This is a genomic window from Herbaspirillum sp. 3R11 (assembly GCF_004563925.1).
Taxonomy (GTDB): Bacteria; Pseudomonadota; Gammaproteobacteria; order Burkholderiales; family Burkholderiaceae_D; genus Herbaspirillum.
Genome location: NZ_SPNJ01000002.1, coordinates 1,034,581 through 1,056,724, shown reverse-complemented (window position 1 = coordinate 1,056,724; position 22,144 = coordinate 1,034,581). Strand labels below are relative to the sequence as shown.

The 22,144-nt window shown below is 60.0% G+C and carries 24 protein-coding genes; 11 read left to right on the top strand and 13 right to left on the bottom strand.

Annotated features, from left to right (window positions below):
- Positions 1-25: 25 nt before the first annotated feature.
- Together E4P32_RS13125 and E4P32_RS13120 are read right to left on the bottom strand one after the other, a co-directional pair.
- The gene (locus E4P32_RS13125) at positions 26-2,245 is read right to left on the bottom strand and encodes a bifunctional diguanylate cyclase/phosphodiesterase (protein ID WP_233526786.1); all 2,220 of its coding nucleotides are present in this window, start codon (positions 2,243-2,245) and stop codon (positions 26-28) included.
- Between the two features lie 303 nt (positions 2,246-2,548).
- Complete coding sequence (locus E4P32_RS13120) at positions 2,549-2,839, bottom strand: DUF1488 family protein (protein ID WP_116436706.1); 291 nt, start codon at positions 2,837-2,839, stop codon at positions 2,549-2,551.
- Between the two features lie 179 nt (positions 2,840-3,018).
- On the opposite strand from E4P32_RS13120, the gene E4P32_RS13115 reads away from it, so the two are divergent.
- Together E4P32_RS13115 and E4P32_RS13110 are read left to right on the top strand one after the other, a co-directional pair.
- Positions 3,019-3,447 carry a TOBE domain-containing protein gene (locus tag E4P32_RS13115; protein WP_116436707.1) on the top strand — a complete coding sequence of 143 codons (429 nt, stop codon included), beginning with the start codon at positions 3,019-3,021 and terminating at the stop codon, positions 3,445-3,447.
- A gap of 187 nt (positions 3,448-3,634) precedes the next feature.
- Positions 3,635-4,366: a glutamine amidotransferase gene (locus E4P32_RS13110; protein ID WP_116436708.1), complete on the top strand. Its 732-nt coding sequence runs from the start codon at positions 3,635-3,637 to the stop codon at positions 4,364-4,366.
- On the opposite strand, the gene E4P32_RS13105 is transcribed toward E4P32_RS13110, so the two are convergent.
- From E4P32_RS13105 to E4P32_RS13080, 6 genes are all read right to left on the bottom strand, one after another.
- The gene (locus E4P32_RS13105) at positions 4,363-4,749 is read right to left on the bottom strand and encodes a response regulator (RefSeq protein WP_116436709.1); all 387 of its coding nucleotides are present in this window, start codon (positions 4,747-4,749) and stop codon (positions 4,363-4,365) included. The genes E4P32_RS13110 and E4P32_RS13105 overlap by 4 nt on opposite strands.
- Entirely contained in the window at positions 4,746-5,201 is a 456-nt protein-coding gene (locus tag E4P32_RS13100) for a response regulator (RefSeq protein ID WP_116436710.1), read from the bottom strand. Before E4P32_RS13100 ends, E4P32_RS13105 begins: the two co-directional genes overlap by 4 nt.
- Positions 5,194-6,843, bottom strand: a complete 1,650-nt coding sequence (locus E4P32_RS13095) for an ATP-binding protein (RefSeq protein ID WP_116436711.1) — start codon at positions 6,841-6,843, stop codon at positions 5,194-5,196. The genes E4P32_RS13100 and E4P32_RS13095 overlap by 8 nt, the downstream gene beginning before the upstream one ends.
- 529 nt (positions 6,844-7,372) lie before the next feature.
- Positions 7,373-8,320: an HDOD domain-containing protein gene (locus tag E4P32_RS13090; RefSeq protein WP_116436712.1), complete on the bottom strand. Its 948-nt coding sequence runs from the start codon at positions 8,318-8,320 to the stop codon at positions 7,373-7,375.
- A gap of 99 nt (positions 8,321-8,419) precedes the next feature.
- Positions 8,420-9,373 (bottom strand): DMT family transporter, encoded by a 954-nt coding sequence (locus E4P32_RS13085; protein WP_116436713.1) that lies wholly within the window; start codon positions 9,371-9,373, stop codon positions 8,420-8,422.
- A 118-nt stretch (positions 9,374-9,491) separates the two neighbouring features.
- A complete protein-coding gene (locus E4P32_RS13080) occupies positions 9,492-10,244 on the bottom strand; it encodes an AraC family transcriptional regulator (protein ID WP_116436714.1) in 753 nt (250 codons plus the stop codon).
- A gap of 144 nt (positions 10,245-10,388) precedes the next feature.
- Here E4P32_RS13080 and E4P32_RS13075 point away from each other — a divergent pair, with 144 nt between their 5' ends.
- Positions 10,389-10,610: a hypothetical protein gene (locus tag E4P32_RS13075; RefSeq protein ID WP_116436715.1), complete on the top strand. Its 222-nt coding sequence runs from the start codon at positions 10,389-10,391 to the stop codon at positions 10,608-10,610.
- Positions 10,611-10,672: 62 nt separating this feature from the next.
- Here the strand turns inward: E4P32_RS13075 and E4P32_RS13070 are convergent, their stop codons facing one another.
- The 3 genes from E4P32_RS13070 to E4P32_RS13060 form a co-directional block, all read right to left on the bottom strand.
- Positions 10,673-11,041 carry a metalloregulator ArsR/SmtB family transcription factor gene (locus E4P32_RS13070; RefSeq protein WP_233526787.1) on the bottom strand — a complete coding sequence of 123 codons (369 nt, stop codon included), beginning with the start codon at positions 11,039-11,041 and terminating at the stop codon, positions 10,673-10,675.
- A gap of 22 nt (positions 11,042-11,063) precedes the next feature.
- Positions 11,064-11,813, bottom strand: coding sequence for a glucose 1-dehydrogenase (locus E4P32_RS13065; protein ID WP_116436716.1), 750 nt, complete (start codon positions 11,811-11,813; stop codon positions 11,064-11,066).
- A 108-nt stretch (positions 11,814-11,921) separates the two neighbouring features.
- Positions 11,922-12,599, bottom strand: coding sequence for a peroxiredoxin-like family protein (locus tag E4P32_RS13060; protein ID WP_116436717.1), 678 nt, complete (start codon positions 12,597-12,599; stop codon positions 11,922-11,924).
- A 123-nt stretch (positions 12,600-12,722) separates the two neighbouring features.
- Here E4P32_RS13060 and E4P32_RS13055 point away from each other — a divergent pair, with 123 nt between their 5' ends.
- From E4P32_RS13055 to E4P32_RS13035, 5 genes are all read left to right on the top strand, one after another.
- Positions 12,723-13,601, top strand: a complete 879-nt coding sequence (locus E4P32_RS13055) for a LysR family transcriptional regulator (protein ID WP_116436718.1) — start codon at positions 12,723-12,725, stop codon at positions 13,599-13,601.
- 83 nt (positions 13,602-13,684) lie between these two features.
- Entirely contained in the window at positions 13,685-14,575 is an 891-nt protein-coding gene (locus E4P32_RS13050) for a LysR family transcriptional regulator (RefSeq protein WP_116436719.1), read from the top strand.
- Positions 14,576-15,012: 437 nt separating this feature from the next.
- Positions 15,013-15,996, top strand: a complete 984-nt coding sequence (locus E4P32_RS13045) for a DUF1852 domain-containing protein (RefSeq protein ID WP_116436720.1) — start codon at positions 15,013-15,015, stop codon at positions 15,994-15,996.
- Positions 15,997-16,023: 27 nt separating this feature from the next.
- A complete protein-coding gene (locus E4P32_RS13040; RefSeq protein ID WP_199525705.1) occupies positions 16,024-17,052 on the top strand; it encodes a methionine synthase in 1,029 nt (342 codons plus the stop codon).
- Between the two features lie 152 nt (positions 17,053-17,204).
- Positions 17,205-17,726, top strand: a complete 522-nt coding sequence (locus tag E4P32_RS13035) for a flavin reductase family protein (RefSeq protein ID WP_233526788.1) — start codon at positions 17,205-17,207, stop codon at positions 17,724-17,726.
- 89 nt (positions 17,727-17,815) lie between these two features.
- On the opposite strand, the gene E4P32_RS13030 is transcribed toward E4P32_RS13035, so the two are convergent.
- Together E4P32_RS13030 and E4P32_RS13025 are read right to left on the bottom strand one after the other, a co-directional pair.
- Positions 17,816-18,448 (bottom strand): XRE family transcriptional regulator, encoded by a 633-nt coding sequence (locus E4P32_RS13030; RefSeq protein ID WP_116436723.1) that lies wholly within the window; start codon positions 18,446-18,448, stop codon positions 17,816-17,818.
- Entirely contained in the window at positions 18,399-19,076 is a 678-nt protein-coding gene (locus E4P32_RS13025; protein WP_116436724.1) for a DJ-1/PfpI family protein, read from the bottom strand. Before E4P32_RS13025 ends, E4P32_RS13030 begins: the two co-directional genes overlap by 50 nt.
- A gap of 298 nt (positions 19,077-19,374) precedes the next feature.
- Between E4P32_RS13025 and E4P32_RS13020 the strand changes: the two genes are divergently transcribed.
- Genes E4P32_RS13020 through E4P32_RS13010 form a run of 3 tightly spaced genes read left to right on the top strand, consistent with a single transcriptional unit; the run spans position 19,375 to position 22,071 of the window.
- The gene (locus tag E4P32_RS13020; protein WP_116436725.1) at positions 19,375-20,691 is read left to right on the top strand and encodes an MFS transporter; all 1,317 of its coding nucleotides are present in this window, start codon (positions 19,375-19,377) and stop codon (positions 20,689-20,691) included.
- Between the two features lie 57 nt (positions 20,692-20,748).
- Positions 20,749-21,207 (top strand): RidA family protein, encoded by a 459-nt coding sequence (locus E4P32_RS13015; protein ID WP_116436726.1) that lies wholly within the window; start codon positions 20,749-20,751, stop codon positions 21,205-21,207.
- Positions 21,208-21,225: 18 nt separating this feature from the next.
- Entirely contained in the window at positions 21,226-22,071 is an 846-nt protein-coding gene (locus E4P32_RS13010) for an MBL fold metallo-hydrolase (RefSeq protein ID WP_116436727.1), read from the top strand.
- Positions 22,072-22,144 lie beyond the last annotated feature (73 nt).

Below are 22,144 nucleotides of genomic sequence, written 5' to 3'. Positions count from 1 at the left end.
GGAAGAAATGGAAAAGGCAGGTGTTTCAGGTCTCGGCTTGCTCACCGCCGAGATACCAGCGCTGCTCGATTTCGCCGGCCGTCAGCGGTTGCGAATGCAGGTATCCCTGCACCATGTCGCAACCGGCTGCACGCAGGAAGTCGTGCTGCTCCTGCGACTCGACGCCTTCGGCGACCACCTTCAGGTGCAGCTTGTGGGCGATGGCGATGATGGCCTCGGTGATGGCGACGTCGTCGGCGTCGGCCGGGATGCCCTTGACGAAACTGCGGTCGATCTTGAGCGTATCGAGCGGATATTGCTTGAGGCTGGCCAGTGAGGAGTAGCCGGTGCCGAAGTCGTCCACCGAAATCGTCACGCCCAGTTCGCGCATGCGCTTGAGCAGCATCACCGCGTCCTCAGGATTCTGCATGATCGCGCCTTCGGTGATTTCCAGCTCCAGCATCGCCGACGGCAGGCCGCTCTGGTCGAGCGCGTTGTCGATCGTGGCCAGCAAGTCGTCCGAAGAAAACTGGCGCGGCGACAGATTCACCGCGATGCGGCCGAACTGATAGCCGCGATCCAGCCAGGCCTTGCCCTGGCGGCAGGCTTCGCGCAACACCCAGGCGCCCAGCGGCACGATCAGGCCGGTCTGCTCGGCCAGCGTGATGAACATGCCCGGCGCCACCAGTCCGCGCGTTGGATGACGCCAGCGGATCAGCGCTTCGGCGCCGCAGATGGCGCCGTCCTGCGCCGAGAACTGCGGCTGGTAATACAGTTCAAATTCCTTGCGCTCGATGGCGTGGCGCAGGCTGTTCTCGAGCAGCATCTGCTCAAGCGCGCGATTGCTCATTTCCTTGTTGAACAGCTGGAAGGCGTTCTTGCCGCGATCCTTGGCGTGGTACATCGCGATGTCGGCATTCTTGAGCAGCGTGATGGCGTCTTCGCCGTGCTCCGGATAAGCTGCGCTACCGATGCTGGCGCTGATGAACATCTCGTGACCGTTGATCGTGAACGGCTGCAGGATGCTGTTGATCAGGCGCTGCGCAATGGCCGAGATCATGGTGGGCGGCGGCGAGCCGCCCAGTACCACGACGAACTCGTCGCCGCCGAAGCGCGCCAGCACGTCGTCCGGCCGCAGCTGCTCGCGCAGCCGTTCAGCCGCGGCTAGCAGCAACTGGTCGCCGGCGTGATGGCCGAGCGTGTCGTTGACGGTCTTGAAGCGGTCGAGGTCGACGAAGAACAAGGCCAGCGTCTCACCGGCCGCTTGTGCGGTCTCGATCTGCTGCGCAAAAATGCGCATCAGGCTGCTGCGGTTGAGCAAGCCGGTCAGGCTGTCGTGATCGGCCAGAAAGGCCAGCTTGGTTTCGGCTTCCTTGCGGATGGTGTTGTCGGTGAACACGCCGACGTAATTGCTGATGCCGCCCTGGTTGTCGCGGATCGCCGAGATCGACAGCCAGGCCGGATACCAGCTGCCGTCCTTGCGCCGGTCCTTCATTTCGCCCTGCCAATGGCCATCGTGCGCCAATCGTTCCAGCATGCCGCGGTTGATTTCCGCCTCGGCGCCGGGGCCGGTCATCATGCGCGAACGCTTGTCCATCGCTTCTTCCGGACGATAGCCGGTGATGCGCGTGAAGGCCGGATTGACGGCCAGGATGCGAAACCCGGCATCGGTGATCAGGATGCCTTCGCTGGTCGATTCGAAGACGCGGTCAGCCATGCGCGACTGCCATTCGGACTGCACCTGCTTGTTGACGTCGAGCGCGGTGTCGACCAGCGCGATGCCGCCTTCGTGCGGACAGACGCTACCGTGCACTTCCACCCAGTGACGGGTGCCGTCGTGACGCAGGATGCGATAGGAATATTGCACGGTGGCGACCTCGCCCTGCAGGCGCAATCGCATGTTCTCTTGCAGCAGCGCCAGGTCTTCCGGTGCACACAGGCTTGCCACCGGCATGCCAACCAGCTCCGCGCCGCGCTGGTAGCCGAGCATGGCGGCCATCTTGTCGTTGGCGTGCAATACGGTGCCGTCGTTACGCAGCATGTAGACGCCGACCAGGGACTGTTCGGAGAAGTGACGCAGGCTGCGTTCGAGCTCGGCCGACGGTGCGCGCACCTGCTGCTGGTACAGGCTGGCGTAGGCATGCGTGCGCAGATGCGTCGCCTGCGCCACGTGCGCCACGTGTGTCGTGCGCGCCGTCGGCGAACGGCGATAGCGCGCCTGAATGGCGACGAACGCATTCGATAGTCGTCTCTGCAAAGCTCTCAAGCTGATTCCCGTATCAGGCCCCGCCCCGACCTGTCCCGGTCATGTGGCGTCGCCTGTGTCTCCAATGATTGTTGTTCTGAGCCCCTTCCCGTGGCGGAAGAGGGCCGACCGCTCGTCCCGGTCGTTTCGTCGCGATCATGGCGCGTTATCTGTTTACGGTGTGCTGGTCGCTGAGGTAGCAGCGGGCGCCCGGCGCTTTTTTGCGCAAACGCTAGATTAGCACGACGGCAACACTTGTCCGTTGATTCAGCTTGAAAATATCAGGCGCAGCTTACGCCCTGCTTGCGGCGTTGCCGCACGACACTATTCAGCCTGGGCGGCCTGGAGGGGGAGAGCTTGCTGCAAATCTTCCAGCGTCAGCGCGATGTACGGCACCAGCCCGGGCTGCGCCATGCGCTTCTTGACGGCTTCGGCGATACGGGCGCGATGTTCGGTGTACAGCGCAACGATGTTATTGCTGGTCAGGCCGCCGATGGAAATCAGCGCAGCGCGGGTCACGAAACCCGGCAGCATGGTGCCGTTGTTGCGGATGATGAAGGTCACGCGGTCGTCGCCGGTGTCCCTGGGGCTTTCAAGCAAAAACTGTTTCGACATGCCGGTTCAATGGACGTGTTGCAGAGGGTCCGCATCGTACCATGACGCCCCTTTCCGTAACAGCCGCAACAGCTACGATATGCGCAAAACGCTATACCACTTAATGCATCCGGGCGGTCGTCGAACAGGCATGGCATCGGATAAGATGGCCGTCTGCAATCAATCACGAAAGGATCCCCATGCTCACCAGCGCACGCAATGAATTTGCCGGCAAGGTCGCCGCCATCAACGAAGGCGCCGTCAACGACGAGATCGAAATCACATTGACCGGCGGCGATCGCATCGTGGCGGTCATCACCCGCACCAGCACCGCTTCGCTCGGCCTCAAGGTCGGCGCCGATGCGCTGGCATTGGTCAAGGCGCCGTGGGTGATCCTGTCGGTGCCGGACAATGGCATCAAACTGTCCACCCGCAACCGCCTCGAAGGCACCGTCAAGACGGTCAAGCCCGGCGCCGTCAACACCGAAGTCGAAGTCAGCCTCAAGGGAGGCCAGACGCTGGCGGCGATCGTGACGCAGGAAAGCGCACAGTCGCTCGGTCTTGCCGTGGGCAAACCGGTGCTGGCGTTCTTCAAGGCGTCGCACGTGATTGTCGGCGTGAAGGCATGAGAATATAAGCACTGAGGATAAGGACCAAGGATAAGCACGGCTGAATCATCGCCCCTGTTTTTCCGCCTTCCCGCTTTCTTGCTTTCCGGACCGGGCCCTGATGCCCGGTTTTTTATGTTTTACGTTGTATACGTTAAAATATAGCGAAATCAAAACTCTTCCCCGTCCCGCCATCAGAAAGCCCAAGATGAAGAAAGTCCTGGCCTTGCGCCATGTATCGTTTGAAGACCTGGGACAGCTGGAGCCGCTGCTGGCCAGGCGTGGCATCGAGATCCGTTATTTTGAAGTGGGCGTGGATTCGTTCTCGGCCGTGTCGCCGCTGGACGCCGACCTGGTGGTGGTGCTGGGTGGTCCGATCGCGGCCTACGACATGGATGCCTATCCCTACCTGCGCGCCGAAATCGCCTGGCTGCGCGCGCGCCTGCTCGACGATCTGCCGACGCTGGGAATTTGCCTGGGAGCGCAATTGATGGCGGCGGCATTGCACGCGCGCGTCTATCCGGGGAGTTCCGGCAAGGAGATCGGCTGGGGACCATTGCTGCCGGGCGAGCATGCAGCAGAGTTTCCGTGCATCGACGCCCTGATCGGCAAACAGACAAACGTCTTGCACTGGCACGGCGACACCTTCGACCTGCCGGTCGGCGCACGCCATCTGGCGTCTACCGAGCGCTATCGCAACCAGGCGTTTGCATGGGGACGCAATTGCCTGGCGCTGCAATTCCATCCCGAGTTCGACGTGCGCATGGTGGAGCAATGGCTGATCGGCCACGCGCATGAAATCGCCCACACACAAGAGGCCAGCCTGGCGGCATTGCGCGCCGGCGCGCTGGAGTATGGACGGTCTTTCCAGCAGGCTTCGCACACATTCTGGAACGGTTGGCTGGCGCGCATTGCCGAACCCGTCAGTCAGCCGGGTTAGCCCTGCTGCCGGTCCAGCACCTGTCGCACCACGTCGGGCAACTCATCGAGATAATCCTGCGACTTCGGCAGCACATAGGCGATGCCGCAGCGCAGCGCTTCGCCGAAATGCGCCTCGTCCGAAAATCCGCTGCACATCACCGCCGGAATCCTCACCCCTTCGTCGCACAGCTCGTTGTAAAAATCGAGGCCGCTCATGTTCTCGTCGAGCTGGTAATCGATCACCAGCAGGTCGAAGGCGCCGTCGCGCAACAGGCTGCGCGCCTGCGCGATGCTGCCGGCGCTGCCGACCTTGAAGCCGCGTTTTTCCAGACGACGGCGCGCCAGCATGCGCAGGCCTTCGTCGTCTTCGATAATCAGAATGGCGGGTTCCGATGCAGTCATGCAGCACCGCGCCCGACCGGAGGCACCTTGATGATCTGCAGGAAGAAGCCGAGCCGACGCACCGCTTCGATGAAGGCTTCGTACTCCACCGGCTTGGTGATGTAGAGATTGCAGCCGTAGTCGTAGCAGCGCTCGATCTCGCGCGGATCGTCGGTGGTGGTCAGCATGATGATCGGGATAGCCGAGGTGATGTCATTTTCCTTGAGCTTTTTCAACACGTCGACGCCGCTCACGCGCGGCATGTTGACGTCCAGCAGGACCACCAGCGACTCGAACTTTTCCCGCGCTGGCGAACCCTCGGCGTTGAAGAAATAGTCCAGCGCTTCCTGGCCGTCCTTCAGGCGCAGGAAACCGTTGGACAAGCCTGCGCGGCGCAGGTTTTTTTCCACCAGCAAGGCGTGGCCGTCATCATCCTCGACCAGCAGGATGCCTACTTCGTCTTTGTCAGCCATGAGCTTTTTCTCCTTGAGCCAATTGGGTTGCGGGCTGCAGTGCTTGTTGGGGTTGCTGGGCCGGCTGCACCGGCAGTGACGTATAGAAAGTGGTGCCCACGCCTTCGGTCGATTCGACCCAGATCTTGCCGCCGTGGCGCAGCACGATGCGCTTGATCAGGGCCAGGCCGACGCCCTCGCCCTGGGCGACGTCGGCATGCAGGCGATGGAAGGCCGAAAACATCTTGCCGAGATAATCGGCGGGAATGCCGAGACCGTTGTCGCGAACAAAGTAGGTGCGGAGTTCAGGTTGACCCGGATCCGGCGGCAGCACGCCGATCTCGACCGTGCCGGCGCGCTTGGGATCGAGGTAGTTGACCGCGTTGCCGATCAGGTTGCCGAAGATCTGTTCGATCGCGGTAGGGTCGCCATAGCACGGCGGCAGCGGCTGCGACACCACCAGCGCCTGCCGTTCACGGATGGTGTTGCTCATGGCGTCGATCACGCGCGCAACGACGTCGTTGACGTTGGTCTCCTGCGATTGGTACTCCACGCGTCCCACGCGCGACAACCGCAACATGGCGTCGATGATCGCGGCCGAGCGCGTCACCGCCGTGCGGATGAAGCGCAGCGATACTTCGACGTCATCCTCGATGATGTCGCGGATGCGCTGCTTGTCCTTGTCGTTGAGGTTGCTGGCGTCAATGGTCTCATGCAGCTCGCCGACCGAATGATGCAGCTCCTTGCTGAAGCCCTGCAGGTTAACCAGCGGCGAGCGCAGGTCATGCGACACGCTGTAAATGAACATCTCGTTGTCCTGCGTCTGGCGCTGCAGGTCCTCGTTGACGGTGGTCAGCTCGCGCGCATGGTGCTCAAGCTCTTCACGGTAAACGCGCGCGGCTTCCTCGGCCTGACGCAGGCGTGCGCTGCTCTCATGCAGCACCTTGTCGAGTTCGGTGATCTCATCGTTGCCGCCGACGCGCTGGGCCAGCACGCCGCCTTCGGTCAGCTTGTGGGCGTTGCCGGTCAGCACGGCCAGACGCCCGCCGACGTCGCGGCTGAAAATCCGTGCCGCGAACCCTGCGGCCAGCACCGCGCCGAGCAAGGCGATCACCAGTGCAATGTTCTGCATCAGCCGCGCCTCAGACACTGCTTCCAGTCGTTGCTGATCCAAGTGCTCTTCCACCTTGATGAAGTCGACCAGTTGCCGCTGGATCACCTGGATCAGGCGCAAGGCATTCGGATCGCGGAAGGCGGCCACCAGTTCGTCACGCTTGTTGTTCCTGAGCAGCTCGGTCTGGATGTCGGTCCACTGACGATATTCCTGTATCGACGTGCCGATCTGCGCCACGCGCCGCAGTTGCTCGGGGTTGTCGCCCACCAGCCCGCGCAGTTCGCCGACTTCCTTTTCGAGGCTTTCCCACAGGTCAGTCTTTTCGAGCCCGGCCGGGTCGTTGAAGATGATGGCGGCGCGCAGGCGTGCCGACTGCAGCAGCACGGGCTCGCGTACTTCCGCAGCCTGGATGATGACGTCCTTGGTATGCAAGGCCCAGACTTCGGCCTGCGTGGCGTTCTCCTGGCTCTTGTACAGGATCCCCAGCAAGCCAAGCTCGAATATGCCGGGAATCGCAACCAGCAGCAGGCCTTTTCTGAATAGCTTCATAAACGGCTTCTCTCTCCGGAAAAACACGTCGGCAACAATCGGTACATCCCCTCGGCGCAGTGACCTGCGCCGTACTGTTTTGCTCTTTGCTCTTTGCTATTCGTTTGTTCTTGTTGGGTGTTTCTTGCCCGGCTTGCATCGGGCGATTTGTTCTGACACTTCTGCTGACGTTACTAAAAGTTACGTTGGTGTCAACAAAGTTATCTATTGGCAATCGTCTCACAAACGATTTCAAATCGCCATGATTTTTTTGTCCGCGCCAAGGGGAAATCGCTCCAGTGCGGTCGCAGCGGGCGCATGAATTTTTTTGATGAGTTGTTTAATTCTTAATTACATGAGCAAATGACAATATCAAAGCAACCAATCGTGTCGCATGATTTTGTCGTTTGCATAACGCTCATGCCGTGACCAGGCTTCGGCAAGCAAATGCGATGCATGTCACCGGTCCGGCAGGCGCACAAATTAGTCGCATGGCGCCGGATGCAGAATCAGATGGCGGCAACTTATATTCGTCGGCTTGTTCGCGGATTTATTCGCCCGCTTCTTCGCGCAGCTGCGCCAGCACCTCGCGCGTCGGCGGCAGCGCCTGCGCGGAAATACTCACCATCGAACTCCACTCCACCCAGTCACGACCCACGCGGTCGCACAGCGCAATCACGTGGTCGACCTCGCCGTTGAGCGGCGGGCCGGCGTCGAGCAAGGCCTGCAAGGCGGGCACACGTGCATCTTCAGGCGCCACGCAATAGTCGGCAATGGCGCCGGCGACGTGCAGCATCTGCGCCAGCCGCAACTGGCGCGACTCATCGTCGAGTCCCGACTGCGACGGCGCCTTGTGATGCAGAACCGCTTCGCAGAACAGGCGCGGGATGCTCCAGTCCTGCATCATGGCGGCGGCCAGGTCGAGATGGGTGTAGCCGAAGGCGGCTTTTTCAGCGTCGCGCAGTTTTCCGTCGCTGCTGTCATCGTCCGTGACGCTCGCCAGCACGCCGGCATAGTCGTCGGGACGCGCCGCTGCCAGGCCAAGGCTGCCGATATTGGCCAACAGGCCGCTGGCGAACATTTCGGTGGGCGGCGCCTCGCCGTAATACTCGGCCAGCGCTTGCGCGGCGCAGGCCATGGCGACCGTGCGCGCCCAGAAGGTGGTGTAGTCGAATCCGGCGCAGCTGCTGTCGCGGCGTTCGGTCGTGAGCGAAATCGCCAGCGCCAGCTGGCGCACCGCGTCCAGCCCGATCATCAGCAACACGTCCTTGCTGATGGCGACGATGGGACGGCCCTTGTTGATCGAGGCGCCGTTGCCGATCTTGATGATGCGGCCGCCCAGCACCGGGTCGGCCTGAATCTGCGTGACCAGTTCGACCAGGGAAACGTCTTCCTGGCGGCACATGCGCATGATGTTGAGACGGACGCCGCTGGGCGACGGCAAGGCGTCGTCCTGTTTCAGCGTTTCAAAATCGGTGGGGTCGATGAAGTTGGGCATGGAGTGAAAATGTTGAAGATGGCAACTGTCTTTGACTTTTTATATTCCAGCTTGGAGTCCTGATGGTATCAGTTGCCGCGGCGTTCGGGCCAGCGATCTTCATGTCTGGACCGATGCCGCAACGGTGCTTCCATGGCCGCGATGCAGCGAAGCGCACCACAGCACCCCGCTCACCAGGCAGACGATCGCCAGCACTTCCAGCCGCGTCGGCCAGCGTTGTTCCCACAAGAAACCGTACAGCAGGGCAAACAGCGTTTCGAAGATGATCATCTGCCCGGTCAGCGTCAGCGGCAAAAGGCGGCTGGCGCGATTCCAGAAGGCGTTGCCGACCACTGAAGCGAAGATCGCCACGGCCGTCGCCACGGCCCAGAAGCGCAGCCAGTCGTTGCCGTCATGCCCCGCCATACCCTGTGAGAACGCCGGGAGCACCAGCAACAAGGCAAGCGCGCCGGTGACGATGCCGGTCAGCAACGACCAGTCGTGCGAAGAAATGTCCGGCCGGCGCGCCAGCCAGCGGCTGTTGCGCACCGAGTAAACCGACCAGGACGCCAGCGCGCCGAACGCGCATAACAGGCCCGCCGCGCGTGTCGCCAGATCCGTTGCGGCGTGCTCCGCCGACAGGGCCTGCACGCCGACCAGACCGACGCCGAACAAGCACAGCGCCAGCGGCGCGATCAGCGACGACAACTTGAGCGCACCTGCATCGCGCGCCCCGACCAGCGTCACCGCCACCGGCAACAGGCCGATGATCAGCGACGTCGAGGCCCCGCCCGCCCATTGCACCGCGCTGGCGAGGAAGAGGTAATACAGGATGTTGCCGAGCAGGCTCAGGTACACCAGCGCCAGCCATTCGGCGCGACCGATTCGTCCCGACAAGGCGCGCCAGCGCGGTGCCAGCAGCAAGACCGCGACGACGCCGTAGGCCAGGTAACGCGCTGCCGACAATTGCAGCGCGCTGAAATTGCCGAGCACTTGCGGCGCCAGGAACACCAGTCCCCAGAACGCCCCCGCCGCGACGCCATTACCGACGCCGACCAGAATTTTGTTTTTCATGTTCTGCCTTGTTAGATTCGCTATTCGGCAGGATAGGCAAGGCAGCGGCGCGCGTCTTGACTGCGGCTCGTCAAAATTGGGCTGAGGCTATTGCGGGAGAAAATATCGCAGAAGAAAATTACTGCCGATGTTCACGACGATGTTCGCGACGATAGGCGGCCGGCGTCATGCCGGTGGTGCGGCGCATTGCGCGCGTCAAAGCGCTCTGGTCGGAATAGCCGGCGCGCAAGGCCAGTTCGGCCAGCGGCACATCGGAACCGGCCAGCCCATCTTGCACGAAACGCAGGCGCACGTCCGACAGCCATTCCTGCGGCGTGCGGCCGAGTTCGCTCTTGAACACGGCATGCAGACGGCTGACACTGAGGTTCGCCACCCGCGCCATGCGCGCCGCAGTCCAGGCCTGACCGGGCGCGGCGTCGATGCGCAACAGCAAACCGTGCAAACGCGATTGCCGTTGCGGCATTGCGGTCAATGCTTCCAGCAGCAGCGGCGTGCAATGGCGCACCACCGACTCCGGCAATACCAGCCCGCCGACCGTTTCGCGACTGAGGTCGATGAATTCGACCAGCCGCCGCACTGCCGCCGAAACCGGCAGGAATGGCTGGCGACGCAGGCGTTCAGCGGCATCGGCGCCGATGTCGGCCAGTTTGCAATCGAGAATCAGGAAGCGGTTGGCAGCTTGCGCCGATTGCGCGTGATTGACGTCGGGCGCAACGAAGGCCGCGCGCGTGACGTCGAGCGTATTGCCGCGGCCATCAACCTCGATGTCCATCTCGCCCTGCATCGGCAGGACGATCTGCACATGGTCGTGGCTGTGCAACGGGCCGTCGGCGCCGTAGCTGCGAAAACTCAGGTGTTGCGGGGTATCCATGGCGTCATTTTACGCCCGTGGCGGCGTTTTCCGGACGGCCGGGATGGCGGAAAAACTGAACATGGTCGTATGGGTGTGACAATTTGACGCAACCACGACGGCGCGAATTTTTTTATACTTCGGGTTCCGTATTCCTTCGCCATCATGTCCAATCCTGCGAAAGACCACAGCCGCTCCGGCTTCAGCCTGTCGAACCTGCAAGTCATGGCGATCCTGCTCGTGGCCGGCGTGCTGCTGGTCGGCGTGACTTTCGTCTTCGCGAAGGATATCGGCCGGATTCCGATTTCCTTATGGGATATCTGCACGACCCCAACAGCGGCGCAGGAACAACCTGCGGCGGCGCCTCCCGCCGTTTCGCGCAACTGACTGGCCATCGCACGTCGACCGTGCGAAAGACCGGACAGTGATTGAAAAAGCGTTGGTCATTCTCATTCCGGCCTGCGAGGCATCCCTTCCGCGAGACAGTTGTCGATCAGGAAATCGATCACCTCGGCCATGACCTCTTCTTCAGCCGAATAGTAAATATAGGTTCCCTCACGCCGGGCCGACAGCAGTGCAGCCCGTGACATCTCCTTGAGATGGAAGGACAGGCTCGATGGAACGATCTTCAATTGCCCGGAAATCTCGCCCGCCGACAGTCCCCGCGGCCCCGCAGCGGCAAGCGCCTTGAAAATCGCCAGGCGGGATCTGTGTGCGATTGCGCTCAAGGCAAACATGGTCGCGTCTTCATTCATGATGGAATATCTCAAGCGATTGAGGATTGACGATTGAGGATTGAAGATCGGCGCCGCCGCCATGCGAAAGCACCGATCGCATTTCCTAGATCTGAGCCATGCCGCCGTCTACCGGCAAATCAATTCCGGCGACGAAGCTGCTGTCGTCCGACGCGAGGAACAGAGCCGCAGACGCCAGTTCCTCCGGGCGTCCCATCCGACCAAGCGGAATCGCTTGCGAGAATGTTTCACGCAGCTTGTCCGCCTCTTCCCTGGTCTGAAACTGCGAGTCAATGATGGGCGTATCCACTGGTCCCGGGCTGAGCGTATTGACGCGAATGCCGCGATCCTTGAGTTCCAGCGTCCAGGTTCGGGCGAATGAGCGGATCGCCGCTTTCGACGCGCTGTAAGTCGTGTAGGAAGGCATCGCCTTGCTGTTGGCAATCGAAGAAGCGAGGATGATCGAGCCGCCCTTGCGCATCAACGGCAGGGCTTTCTGTACGGTAAACAGCAATCCCTTGGTGTTGATATCGAAGGTCTTGTCAAAATGCTCCGGACTGATTTGATCAATCGTCTGCAGTTCAATGAAACCGGAGTTCGCGAACAGTACGTCGATTGCACCTTTGGACTCCTTGATGGTTGCGTACAAACGATCAAGATCATCCATGCTCGTGACGTCGCCCTGGACGGCAGTCACGTTGCTGCCGATTTCCATCACGGCCTTGTCGAGCTCCGCCTGCCGGCGGCCGGTGATGAAAACATAGGCGCCTTCTTCGACGAACCGCTTTGCTGTAGCAAAGCCGATACCGCTGCTGCCGCCTGTGACGACAGCGATTTTTCCTTGTAACTTGGACATGTTCATTTCCTTTAAATGTAGTGCGTTCATCCAGCGACGACTGTCATGGACGTGAAATTGATTGCACATTGCTGGCCCCGGATGGGCCGGCATCAGTGATGGGGGGAATCAGGCTGCGCTGAGCTTGAGTTGTTGCAGCACCGGCAGCAGCTCCGATGGATCGGGACGCTGCGTGTAGTCAGGATTGACTTCCGCATAGGCGATCACGCCGTCCTGGCCGATGACGTAGCGCGCCGGCATCGGCAGGGTCCAGCTTGGTTCGCCGTTGTTGACGGCGAGATCGTTCTTGAAGGTGTTCTTGTAGAGATCCTGCAGGTAATCGGGCAGCGTAAAACGCAGGCCGAACTGTGCTGCGACTTCGTTGCCGAGATCGGACAGGATCGGGAAGCTGACATTGTTCTCGCGCACCGAACGGCGCGTATTGGCCGCCGTTTGCGGCGATACCGCGATGAGTTGCGCGCCGAGGCCTTCTATCTGCGGCAAGGCCTTTTGCAGGGCTTGCAGATCCAGGTTGCAGTAGGGGCACCAGACGCCGCGGTAAAAGCTCAGCACCAGCGGACCCGATTTCAGCAGTTCGGCGAGCGAAAGGGGTTTTCCGTCGACGTCCGGCAGGGCAAAGTCGGGAGCGATGTCGCCGGCCTTCAGGGCGCGGTCCGAGATGCGTGACGCCACCAGTTCTGCTGTGGCGCGGTGCATGGGTTCGTGGATCCAGGCAGGAGCGTTGAACGGTGGGCCGCCGGCTTCGAAGTTGCGGCGGAATTCGGCGAGTTGTTCAGGTAGTTTCATTGCGGTTCTTCCTCATGTGGACTGCGCCATATGGCGTGAGGAGAACTATCTTTCATTTGCAGCCCGACGAGAAGGCGAGTAAATCGACTAAGATATATTTAAATTTCAAATGAATGGAGTGTCATGAGCGATCGCCTATCCGCCCTGCGCGTCTTCGTCCGCATCGCGCGCAGCGGCAGTTTTTCCAAGACGGGACAGGAGCTGGGTCTTTCCCAACCTTCCATCTCCCGCATCGCCGCTGATCTGGAAAAGGATGTCGGCGTCGCGCTCTTTACCCGCACCACGAGGGCGGTATCGCTGACCGAAGCAGGCCAGGACTACCTGGTGCGCATTGAGCCGATACTGGCCGCACTGGAGGAAGCCGACCATGCGGTGCGCGGCACCGGGGAATTGCGCGGCTTGCTGCGCGTAGCGCTGTCGTCCAGCCTCGCGGTGCGCGAGATCGTGCCGCAGTTGCCCACTTTCATGGAGCGCTATCCTGCGCTGCGCGTCGAGTTGATGATGAGCGACCAGCGCCAGGATCTGGTGCAGGAAGGCGCAGACCTGGCGCTGCGGTTCGGCGTGCTGCCGGACTCGACCGCCACCGCGCGCCGGATTGCCATCTCGCCACGCCTGCTGGTGGCCGCGCCTGCGTATCTGAGCCGGCATGGAACGCCGCGGGCGCCCGCCGACCTGGCCGAACATGCCATGATCACCGGCCCCACCGGAGGGCGCACCTGGGAATTTCGTCAGGGCGGGCGCAGCGCGTCCGTGCAGGTCGACGGGCGCTTGCTGGTGTCGCTCAACGAAGCGGCCATCGCCTCTGCCGTGGCGGGCCTCGGCATCGTTCAGACCAGTCGCTGGGGCTGTCGCGCCGAACTCGATAGTGGCGCGCTGACGCGTGTGCTGCCGGAGTGGGATGCAGGACAGCTTGAATTGCACGCGGTGTTCCCGGCGGGACACGCGGCAAAGCCGTCGGCGCGAAGTTTTGCCGAACACCTGCTGCGGCATTTCGCTGTTTAAGGTAAGGGGCTTGTTTTATCGCAGGATAAACGATGAAGTAAAATGGGCCTATCTCGAAAAAATATGAATTCTACTCATTCACCATGATTGACCGCATTCATTTATCCATCGTGCAAGAGGTGGAAAAGCAAGGTTCGCTGACGGCAGCGGCAGGCGTCCTGCACGTGACGCAGTCGGCTCTGAGCCACAGCATGAAGAAGCTGGAGCTCCAGTTGGGTACCGACATCTGGCTGCGCGAAGGCCGTAGCCTGCGCCTGACCCAAGCCGGCCAATACCTGCTGGCGGTAGCCAACCGGGTGCTGCCGCAGCTGGATCTGGCAGAGGAACGTTTGCGGCAGTTCGCCCAGGGTGAGCGAGGTGCGCTGCGCATCGGCATGGAATGTCACCCCTGTTACCAATGGTTGTTGAAAGTCGTGTCGCCTTATCTTGCCGCGTGGCCGGATGTGGACGTGGACGTAAAACAGAAATTCCAGTTTGGCGGCATCGGCGCGCTGTTCGGCTACGAGATCGACCTGCTGGTCACGCCCGATCCGCTGGACAAGCCGGGGCTGGTATTCGAACCGGTATTCGACTACGAGCAAGTCCTGGTTGTGGCCGGCAATCACAAGCTGGCCAAAGAGGAATACATCAAGCCCAAACAGCTGAGCAATGAGGTACTGGTCACCTACCCGGTGCCGGTCGACCGCCTGGATATCTACAGCATGTTCCTCGCGCCGGCAGGAATCACGCCCAAGCGCCACAAGGCGATCGAGACCACCGACATCATGCTGCAGATGGTCGCCAGCGGCCGCGGCGTAGCTGCGCTGCCACGCTGGCTGGTGCTGGAATACGCGGACAAGATGGATGTCGTGCCCGTCCGGCTGGGCAAGAACGGCATCGCGAAAAACATCTTCCTGGGTGCGCGCGAGGCGGACGTCGGTATCGATTACCTGCGCGCATTTATCGACCAAGCGAGAAAGCCTGTCGTGGCTTGATGCTTGATGCTGCCCAGCAGCCTGAGCACAGCGTCACTGCCGTCACCGACGGCTCCAGGTTGAACGGGCTTTCGGCCCTGCCAATCATCATTCTCCCTCCCGCAGCGAGAGACGTCTCTTTCACGCCTGCCCCATTTCACAGTGCGCGGCCGGCTGCCGTCCGTAGCGGGCGAACTCGCTTATTCCGCAAGTCCGTCGCCACACTCCCCATGTGACTTCGCCCTCCGGCTTTCTGCCTGAGGCAACTCATGAGCATAACTAATGCTTCCATGAGATCAAATCATTTTTATTCATCGATGGCGCGGCATAAAATTCGTCTCACAGATCGACAATGCCAACACTGCTGAATCAAAACACCAGAAAAGAGCATTGGAACGTACTGAAAAAACAAGAGATAGCCGCCGGTGTTATCTCGTCAACCAGGGTGCCAGATCACAATGAATAAAGAATTTACATTTGCCATCAAGAGCATCCGTTTCGATGAAGACTATCGCCCTTCGGATACGACGCGCATCACCACCAATTTTGCCAATCTGGCCAGAGGGGCGAGTCGCGAGGAAAACCTGCGCAACACCTTCAGGATGATCGACAACCGTTTCAACGCCCTGGCGCATTGGGATAACCCCAAAGGCGATCGTTATACGGTCCAGCTTGAAATCATTTCCGTTGAGATGAATGTCGATGGTGAAAGCAACGGCAATGCCCTCCCCTTGATTGAAATATTGAAGACCAATATTGTCGATCGAAAAACCAACGAACGCATTGAGGGTATCGTCGGGAATAATTTCTCCTCTTACGTGCGGGATTACGACTTCAGCGTGCTGCTGCCCGAGCACGCCAAGAATCAGCCCCAGTTCGGCACGCCGGATAATTTTGGGGATTTGCATGGAAAGCTGTTCAAGTGCTTCATCAATTCAGACACTTACAAAGAGCATTTCACCAAGCCGCCCGTGATCTGTCTCAGCGTATCGAGCAGCAGGACCTATCATCGGACCGAAAATCAGCATCCCGTATTGGGCGTGGAATACCTGCAGGATGAATATTCCCTGACGGATGACTATTTCAAGAAGATGGGGATGAAGGTTCGCTACTTCATGCCGCCGGATAGCGCCGCACCGTTGGCTTTTTATTTTTCCGGCGATTTGCTTGGCGACTACACCAATCTTGAACTGATCGGCACCATCAGCACGATGGATACCTTCCAGAAGATCTACCGGCCTGAGATTTACAACGCGAATTCCACAGCCGGAAAATCCTATCAGCCAAGTCTGAAGAACCAGGATTATTCATTGACCCGGATTGTCTATGACCGGGAAGAACGTAGCCGGCTGGCTATTGAGCAAGGAAGGTTTGTCGAGGAAAACTTCATCAAACCATACCAGACGATTCTTGAGCAGTGGTCCGCCACCTACTCTCTTTAACCCATCAAACCTACCAGGTCATCTATCGTGAAAAAATTGTTACCTACTTCAACTGCCGGCAGCCTGCCTAAACCCTCCTGGCTTGCGGAACCCGAGAAACTCTGGTCGCCCTGGAAATTGCAAGGCGACGAATTGAGCGACGGCAAACACGATGCCTTGCGTCTGTCGCTGCAAGAGCAACTGCACGCCGGGATTGATATCGTCAGTGACGGCGAGCAAACCCGCCAGCATTTTGTGACGACGTTTATTGAGCACCTCGACGGCGTTGATTTCGAGAAGCGTGAGACCGTCAGAATTCGTGATCGCTATGATGCGAGCGTACCGACGGTGGTTGGTGCGGTTTCTCGTCAGAAGCCGGTGTTTGTCGAGGATGCCAAATTCTTGCGTCAGCAAACCAGCCAACCGATCAAGTGGGCGCTGCCGGGCCCCATGACGATGATCGATACGCTGTATGACAGCCACTATAAAAGCCGCGAAAAACTGGCCTGGGAATTCGCCAGGATTCTCAATCAGGAGGCGCGGGAATTAGAGGCGGCCGGTGTGGACATCATCCAGTTTGATGAACCCGCGTTCAATGTCTTCTTTGACGAGGTGAATGAGTGGGGTGTCGCCACGCTGGAAAGGGCCATCGAAGGACTGAAGTGCGAAACTGCCGTCCATATTTGCTACGGCTATGGCATCAAGGCCAATACCGATTGGAAAAAGACGCTGGGATCCGAGTGGCGGCAATATGAAGAAGCGTTCCCCAAGCTGCAAAAATCCAGTATCGACATCGTCTCGCTGGAATGCCACAACTCCCATGTTCCCATGGATCTGATTGAACTGATTCGCGGCAAAAAAGTGATGGTCGGCGCCATTGACGTGGCAAGCAACACCATTGAAACGCCGGAGGAAGTCGCCAACACTCTGCGCAAAGCGCTGCAGTTTGTCGATGCCGACAAGCTCTATCCTTGCACCAACTGTGGCATGGCCCCTTTGCCCCGTCACGTCGCAAGAGGCAAGCTGAATGCCTTGAGTGCAGGCGCAGAAATCATCCGCAGAGAACTTTCGAACTGATTCTGATGCGAAAAATGGCGTGGGCGATCTGGTCGGTTTGATCGACGGGTCGCTTGCAACGTTGGCGAAGGCTGAAGTCGGACCACATTGGTCAGCCCACATTGGCGGACGACTTCAGGCCTTCCTTAACACCTTCGAGTTGCACTCAGCATTTGGCGCCTACCATGTCACTGTCCAGTTTTTCCATCGAGCCATTGCGCTTTCGTGAAGCGTTGGGGCACTACGCATCCGGTATCACGGTGATTACCTCACACATCGCCGGCGAACCGGTCGGCTTCACTTGCCAGTCGTTCCATAGCGTATCGATGAGCCCGCCGCTGGTGTCATTCAGCGTCATGTCCAGTTCGGCCAGCTACCCCAAAATTCGCCAGGCAGGACGATTCGCAGTCAATATCCTGTCCGATGAGCAAGTCGATATTTCCAATCAATTCGCGCGGAGAGGCACGGACAAGTGGCAGGGAGTCGCATGGCAAAAATCACCGCTGGGGAATCCGATCATCGTCGGCAGCCTGCACTGGCTTGATTGCGAAATTGTCGCCGAACACGCCGCCGGCGATCACCTGATCGTGATTGGCGAAGTGAAAGCCTTAAACCTGCAAGAAGCCGCCGCTACGCAGCCGTTGCTGTATTTCAAAGGACAATATCGCAACATCGCCGCGCATGGCGTGGTTTGAGCGTTTGCCGCTGTTGCCCTCATCCATATCGGCGTGAAGTACTGCGACAACAAGGAAATGCAGCGCATCGCCTGAGGGTCGGTCAGGCGTCAGGGAATAGTCGTCGCCTTCGACCTGTAGATCACTACCAGTGCACGCGATTCGCCGTTCAGGCTACGGCCGCGGTGCGGCGTGCGTGAATCGAAATAGACGCTGTCACCCGGCGACAGGATCCAGGTCTTGTTGCGGCCGTCGATGGTGGCTTCGAATTCGACTTCGCCGTCGAGGATGAACATGAACTCCTCCCCTTCGTGTTCGAAGCGGATGTCGCGGTCGACCTTCGACGGAAACACCATGATGAAGGGTTCCATCTGCTTGTGATGGCGCTTGTGCGCCAGCGCTGCATAGTCGTAGCCGAACGAGCTGCCGCCCTTGATGACCGATTCGCGCTGCCATGATCGCACCACGCAAATCGTATCGGTCTGGTCGGGCGCGTCCTCGGGCTCGAGCAGATCGGCGACGTCAGTATCGAGCACCTGAGCAATCTTGACCAGCGTGCCGATCGGCGGGATGACTTTCGAATTTTCGATTTTCGAGAGATAGCCTTTGGTAAAGCCGGTGGCCGCAGCAAGTTGATCCTGCGTTCGGCCGCGCGCCGCGCGGAGTTTGGAAATCCGTTTGCCGAGTTGCAGCTCAATGGCTGTTGGCGCGTCTTCTTTGTTTGACTCTATCTCGTCCGTCATGCGCTGAATCGTTGATGATTGAAGGAAACTGCTCGCTGTTGGCCTTGCGCGCGCGTGAATATTCCATGATGCGGGCGGTTTCTGCGGCGACTTCCGGCCCCAGGCAGGTTTCCAGAATATACAAGGTGGCGTCGATGCAGAGCGTCACGCCGCCGCCCGTAATGATACTTCCATTGTCGACCAGCATGGCGTTCTGCACGTCGATGCCCGGATAACCGCTGCGCATGGCGTCGATCGGCGGATGCTCCGGCGGCACCACTTCGCGCTTGGTAGTGGCGCTCTTGCCCTCCAGCACGCCGGCTGCGGCGAGAATCATGCCGCCGGTGCAGACCGAGGCCAGCAAGGTTTCGTCCGCCCGTCGGCGCAGGAACGCCAGTGTCGCCTCATCCTTGGTTTGCGCCTGCCACCCGGGACCGCCGGTGACGATCAACACGTCGACCGGCGGCGCGTCGGCAATACCGAAATCAGCCAGCACCGTCAGTCCGTTGGACAAACGCGTCGCCCCTGCTTGCGGAGCGATGGTGCAAAAGCGGATCTCCGGCGCGATGCGCCGCGCCATCGACAACACACCCAGCGTGGCCAGATCGATCGGCTCGACGCCCTCATAGATATAGATTCCGAAAAACATTTTCTCTCCAGAAATAAATTGAATTAGTAAGTTCGCTCGATAAGTTGACTCAATAAGTTGACTTAACAAGTCCAGCCTCAATGAAACATTTTACACAAATGTTTCATGGCATGAAATATGCTCAATCTGCGGATATCGACCTGAAAGCGCCATATTTTGGCTATTATGGCGCACAACGGTGATGGTGCAAGTTGAATTTATGTGCCAATATTGGGCAGAAGTTTCCTAATATGATCACTTTTGGTGTGTCGGTGCAACCCAGGGAGTTAAACGAAAACTGCTTTCAAAGGACACCAGCATGACTACCAGTTATGGCGCCCGCACTGTCGGGCAAACGATCGAACAGCCGAAAAGCATTCGATCCGTCGTTTTCGCAAGCTCGATCGGCACCATCATCGAGTGGTATGACTTTTTGATTTACGGCATGGCCGCAGCGCTTGTGTTCAACAAGCTGTTCTTCCCCAACATCGACCCGCTTCTGGGCACCCTGGCGGCGCTCGGCAGCTATGCAGTGGGATTTCTGGCGCGGCCGTTGGGCGGCGCCCTGTTCGGCCATTTCGGCGACCGCATGGGACGCAAGTCCATCCTGATGCTGACGCTGGTGCTGATGGGCCTGGGCACCTTTCTGATCGGCGTGTTGCCGACTTACAGCCAGATCGGCATCTGGGCGCCGATCCTGCTGGTGACCTTGCGCTTCATTCAAGGCATCGGCCTGGGCGGTGAATGGGGCGGCGCAGCGGTGATGGTGCTCGAGCATGCGCCCAAACACCGGCGCGGGCTATACGGCAGCCTGGTCCAGGTCGGCTTTCCGCTGGGTCTGGTGATCGCCACGCTGGTCTTCGGCGCGGTCTCGAAAATGCCGGAAGCCGACATCCTGAGCTGGGGCTGGCGCGTGCCGTTCCTGGTGAGCGCGGTGCTGATCGTGCTGGGCATGTTCATCCGCTCCAACGTGACCGAGTCGCCGGTATTCGAACGCATGAAGGCGCGCCGCGAGATCGTCAAGAATCCGGTCTGGCAAGCCATCGTGCGCCATCCGCGCAGCTTTCTGGTCGCCATCGGCCTGAAGATTTCGGAAGTGTCGTGGGTCTACATGCTGACGGTGTTCATCGTGGTCTACGCCACCGGCACGCTGAAGCTGCCGAAGTCGCTGATCCTCGATGCGATTCTGATTGCGGCGCTGGTGGAACTGGTGACGATTCCGCTGTTCGGCTGGCTGTCGGACGTGATCGGCCGGCGCCCGCTGTATTTCATCGGTGCGATTTTCACCATCGCGTTTGCCTTCCCGCTGTTCTGGCTGCTCGGCCTGAAAACGCCCGAAGCCGTGATCCTGACCATCGTCGTCGCCATGAGCATGGGCCACGGTCTGATGTTTGCCCCGGAGGCGACCTACTTCCCCGAGCTGTTCGGCGCCAACGTGCGCTACAGCGGCGCGTCGTTCGGCTTTCAGGTGGCGGCGGCCATCGGCGGCGGGTTTTCGCCGTTGCTGGCGACCGCGCTGGCCGGCTACATGGGCGGCACCGCCGGCGTGTCGATCATGCTGGTCGTGCTGGCGCTGATCACCTTGCTGGCCGCGTGCTTCGCGCGAGAGACCAAGGACGAAGCCCTGATCGACTGAGCCTTCCCACTCATTTAATTTCTAACCCGAATTTTCAACCCAATACAGAGGAGACCTATGCTTGAAAAGAAACTCGCCGAAATGAAACTCGTGCTGCCGGAAATTCCTGTCAGCAGCGCCAGCTTCGTCGGATACAAACGCAGCGGCAACCTGATCTACATCTCCGGTCAGTTGCCGCTGAAAGACGGCAAGCCGACCCTGATCGGCCGCCTTGGCGACGACGTCTCCATTGACGATGCCTACGTGGCGGCGCAGCAATGCACGCTCAACGTGCTGGCGCAGCTGAAGCTGGCGCTCGACGGCAACTGGGACCGCGTGGTGCAGATCGTGCGCGTCGGCGGCTTCGTGCGTTGCACCGGCGATTTCGGCGATGCCGCCAAGGTCGTCAACGGCGCGTCGGATCTGCTGGTGCGCCTGTTCGGCGCCGCCGGCAGCCATGCACGCGCCGCCATCGGCGTCGCCTCGCTGCCGCTCAACGTCGCGGTGGAAATCGAAGCCACCATTGAAATCAGTTAATACCGAGCAAGGATCATCATGAGCACAACATCCGCAAAACTGAAGTACTTCGGCTGGTCCGCCATCTCGCTGGAGACGGCAGACGGCGCCCTGTTCTTCGACCCGTTCTATCGGCCTTACTGCGGTGCCGAGTGGTTCCACCTGGACGACTTCAAGAAGGCCCGCTACATCTGCGTGACGCACGGCCACGAAGAACATTTCCTCGACGTGCCCGAAGTCGCCCGGACCACCGGCGCGCTGGTCATCGGCGCCCCGTCCTTGTGCCGCTTCATGCAGCGCCGCCACAAATTCGGCGTCGACAAGCTGCGGCCCATCGATCCCGCCACGTTTGAAAAAACTGCGGTCCCGGGATTCAAGATCACCGCACTGCCGTGGCAGCATCGTGACATCAACCTGGTCAAGGCGCTGACCAAGGCGGTGTTCCACGGCAATACCACGCAGCTGGCCTGGGCCTGGAGCAGCGCCACCAACGCGCCGTTCTATTCGCCCTACACCGGCTTCCACGTCGAACTGCCCGACGGCACCACCATCCTCAATTACAACGAGGGCTTCAACAGCAAGATGACCGACCAGGAAATCGTCGCGCTGGGCCGCCGCTTCAAGACCGATATCCTGCTGGCCGGCATGCAGCTGAACTTCATCGACGACGTCGTGCGCGGTGTCGCCGCGCTGAATCCGAAAGTGGTAGTGCTATACCCGCCGCATGAGAAATTCCACGAAATGATGGGCGTCACTTCGGAGCCCTGGGCAGACTTCGCCAAGGCCGTACGCGACCGCTTCCCGCACGTCGTGGTGCATGTGGCCGAACCGGGCTTCGAACTGGATCTGCAGAGTGGCGCCGCCGACCTGCATCGTGCTGCCTAGTTTTTTAATCCGGCCGGTCAGGCCATCCCGGCGCATCATCCTCCCGATGCGCCGGCTTTCTTGAAGGAGTCAT

Bases quoted from the DNA above. Each gene is read 5' to 3' on its own strand.
- E4P32_RS13105 (WP_116436709.1), bottom strand. From the start codon at position 4,749: ATGACTGCATCGGAACCCGCCATTCTGATTATCGAAGACGACGAAGGC.
- E4P32_RS13075 (WP_116436715.1), top strand. From the start codon at position 10,389: ATGTCCAATCCTGCGAAAGACCACAGCCGCTCCGGCTTCAGCCTGTCG.
- E4P32_RS13070 (WP_233526787.1), bottom strand. From the start codon at position 11,041: ATGGCGGCGGCGCCGATCTTCAATCCTCAATCGTCAATCCTCAATCGC.
- E4P32_RS13095 (WP_116436711.1), bottom strand. From the start codon at position 6,843: ATGAAGCTATTCAGAAAAGGCCTGCTGCTGGTTGCGATTCCCGGCATA.
- E4P32_RS13100 (WP_116436710.1), bottom strand. From the start codon at position 5,201: ATGGCTGACAAAGACGAAGTAGGCATCCTGCTGGTCGAGGATGATGAC.
- E4P32_RS13055 (WP_116436718.1), top strand. From the start codon at position 12,723: ATGAGCGATCGCCTATCCGCCCTGCGCGTCTTCGTCCGCATCGCGCGC.
- E4P32_RS13115 (WP_116436707.1), top strand. From the start codon at position 3,019: ATGCTCACCAGCGCACGCAATGAATTTGCCGGCAAGGTCGCCGCCATC.
- E4P32_RS13065 (WP_116436716.1), bottom strand. From the start codon at position 11,813: ATGTCCAAGTTACAAGGAAAAATCGCTGTCGTCACAGGCGGCAGCAGC.
- E4P32_RS13025 (WP_116436724.1), bottom strand. From the start codon at position 19,076: ATGTTTTTCGGAATCTATATCTATGAGGGCGTCGAGCCGATCGATCTG.
- E4P32_RS13050 (WP_116436719.1), top strand. From the start codon at position 13,685: ATGATTGACCGCATTCATTTATCCATCGTGCAAGAGGTGGAAAAGCAA.
- E4P32_RS13110 (WP_116436708.1), top strand. From the start codon at position 3,635: ATGAAGAAAGTCCTGGCCTTGCGCCATGTATCGTTTGAAGACCTGGGA.
- E4P32_RS13015 (WP_116436726.1), top strand. From the start codon at position 20,749: ATGCTTGAAAAGAAACTCGCCGAAATGAAACTCGTGCTGCCGGAAATT.
- E4P32_RS13120 (WP_116436706.1), bottom strand. From the start codon at position 2,839: ATGTCGAAACAGTTTTTGCTTGAAAGCCCCAGGGACACCGGCGACGAC.
- E4P32_RS13030 (WP_116436723.1), bottom strand. From the start codon at position 18,448: ATGACGGACGAGATAGAGTCAAACAAAGAAGACGCGCCAACAGCCATT.
- E4P32_RS13085 (WP_116436713.1), bottom strand. From the start codon at position 9,373: ATGAAAAACAAAATTCTGGTCGGCGTCGGTAATGGCGTCGCGGCGGGG.
- E4P32_RS13090 (WP_116436712.1), bottom strand. From the start codon at position 8,320: ATGCCCAACTTCATCGACCCCACCGATTTTGAAACGCTGAAACAGGAC.
- E4P32_RS13010 (WP_116436727.1), top strand. From the start codon at position 21,226: ATGAGCACAACATCCGCAAAACTGAAGTACTTCGGCTGGTCCGCCATC.
- E4P32_RS13045 (WP_116436720.1), top strand. From the start codon at position 15,013: ATGAATAAAGAATTTACATTTGCCATCAAGAGCATCCGTTTCGATGAA.
- E4P32_RS13020 (WP_116436725.1), top strand. From the start codon at position 19,375: ATGACTACCAGTTATGGCGCCCGCACTGTCGGGCAAACGATCGAACAG.
- E4P32_RS13080 (WP_116436714.1), bottom strand. From the start codon at position 10,244: ATGGATACCCCGCAACACCTGAGTTTTCGCAGCTACGGCGCCGACGGC.
- E4P32_RS13060 (WP_116436717.1), bottom strand. From the start codon at position 12,599: ATGAAACTACCTGAACAACTCGCCGAATTCCGCCGCAACTTCGAAGCC.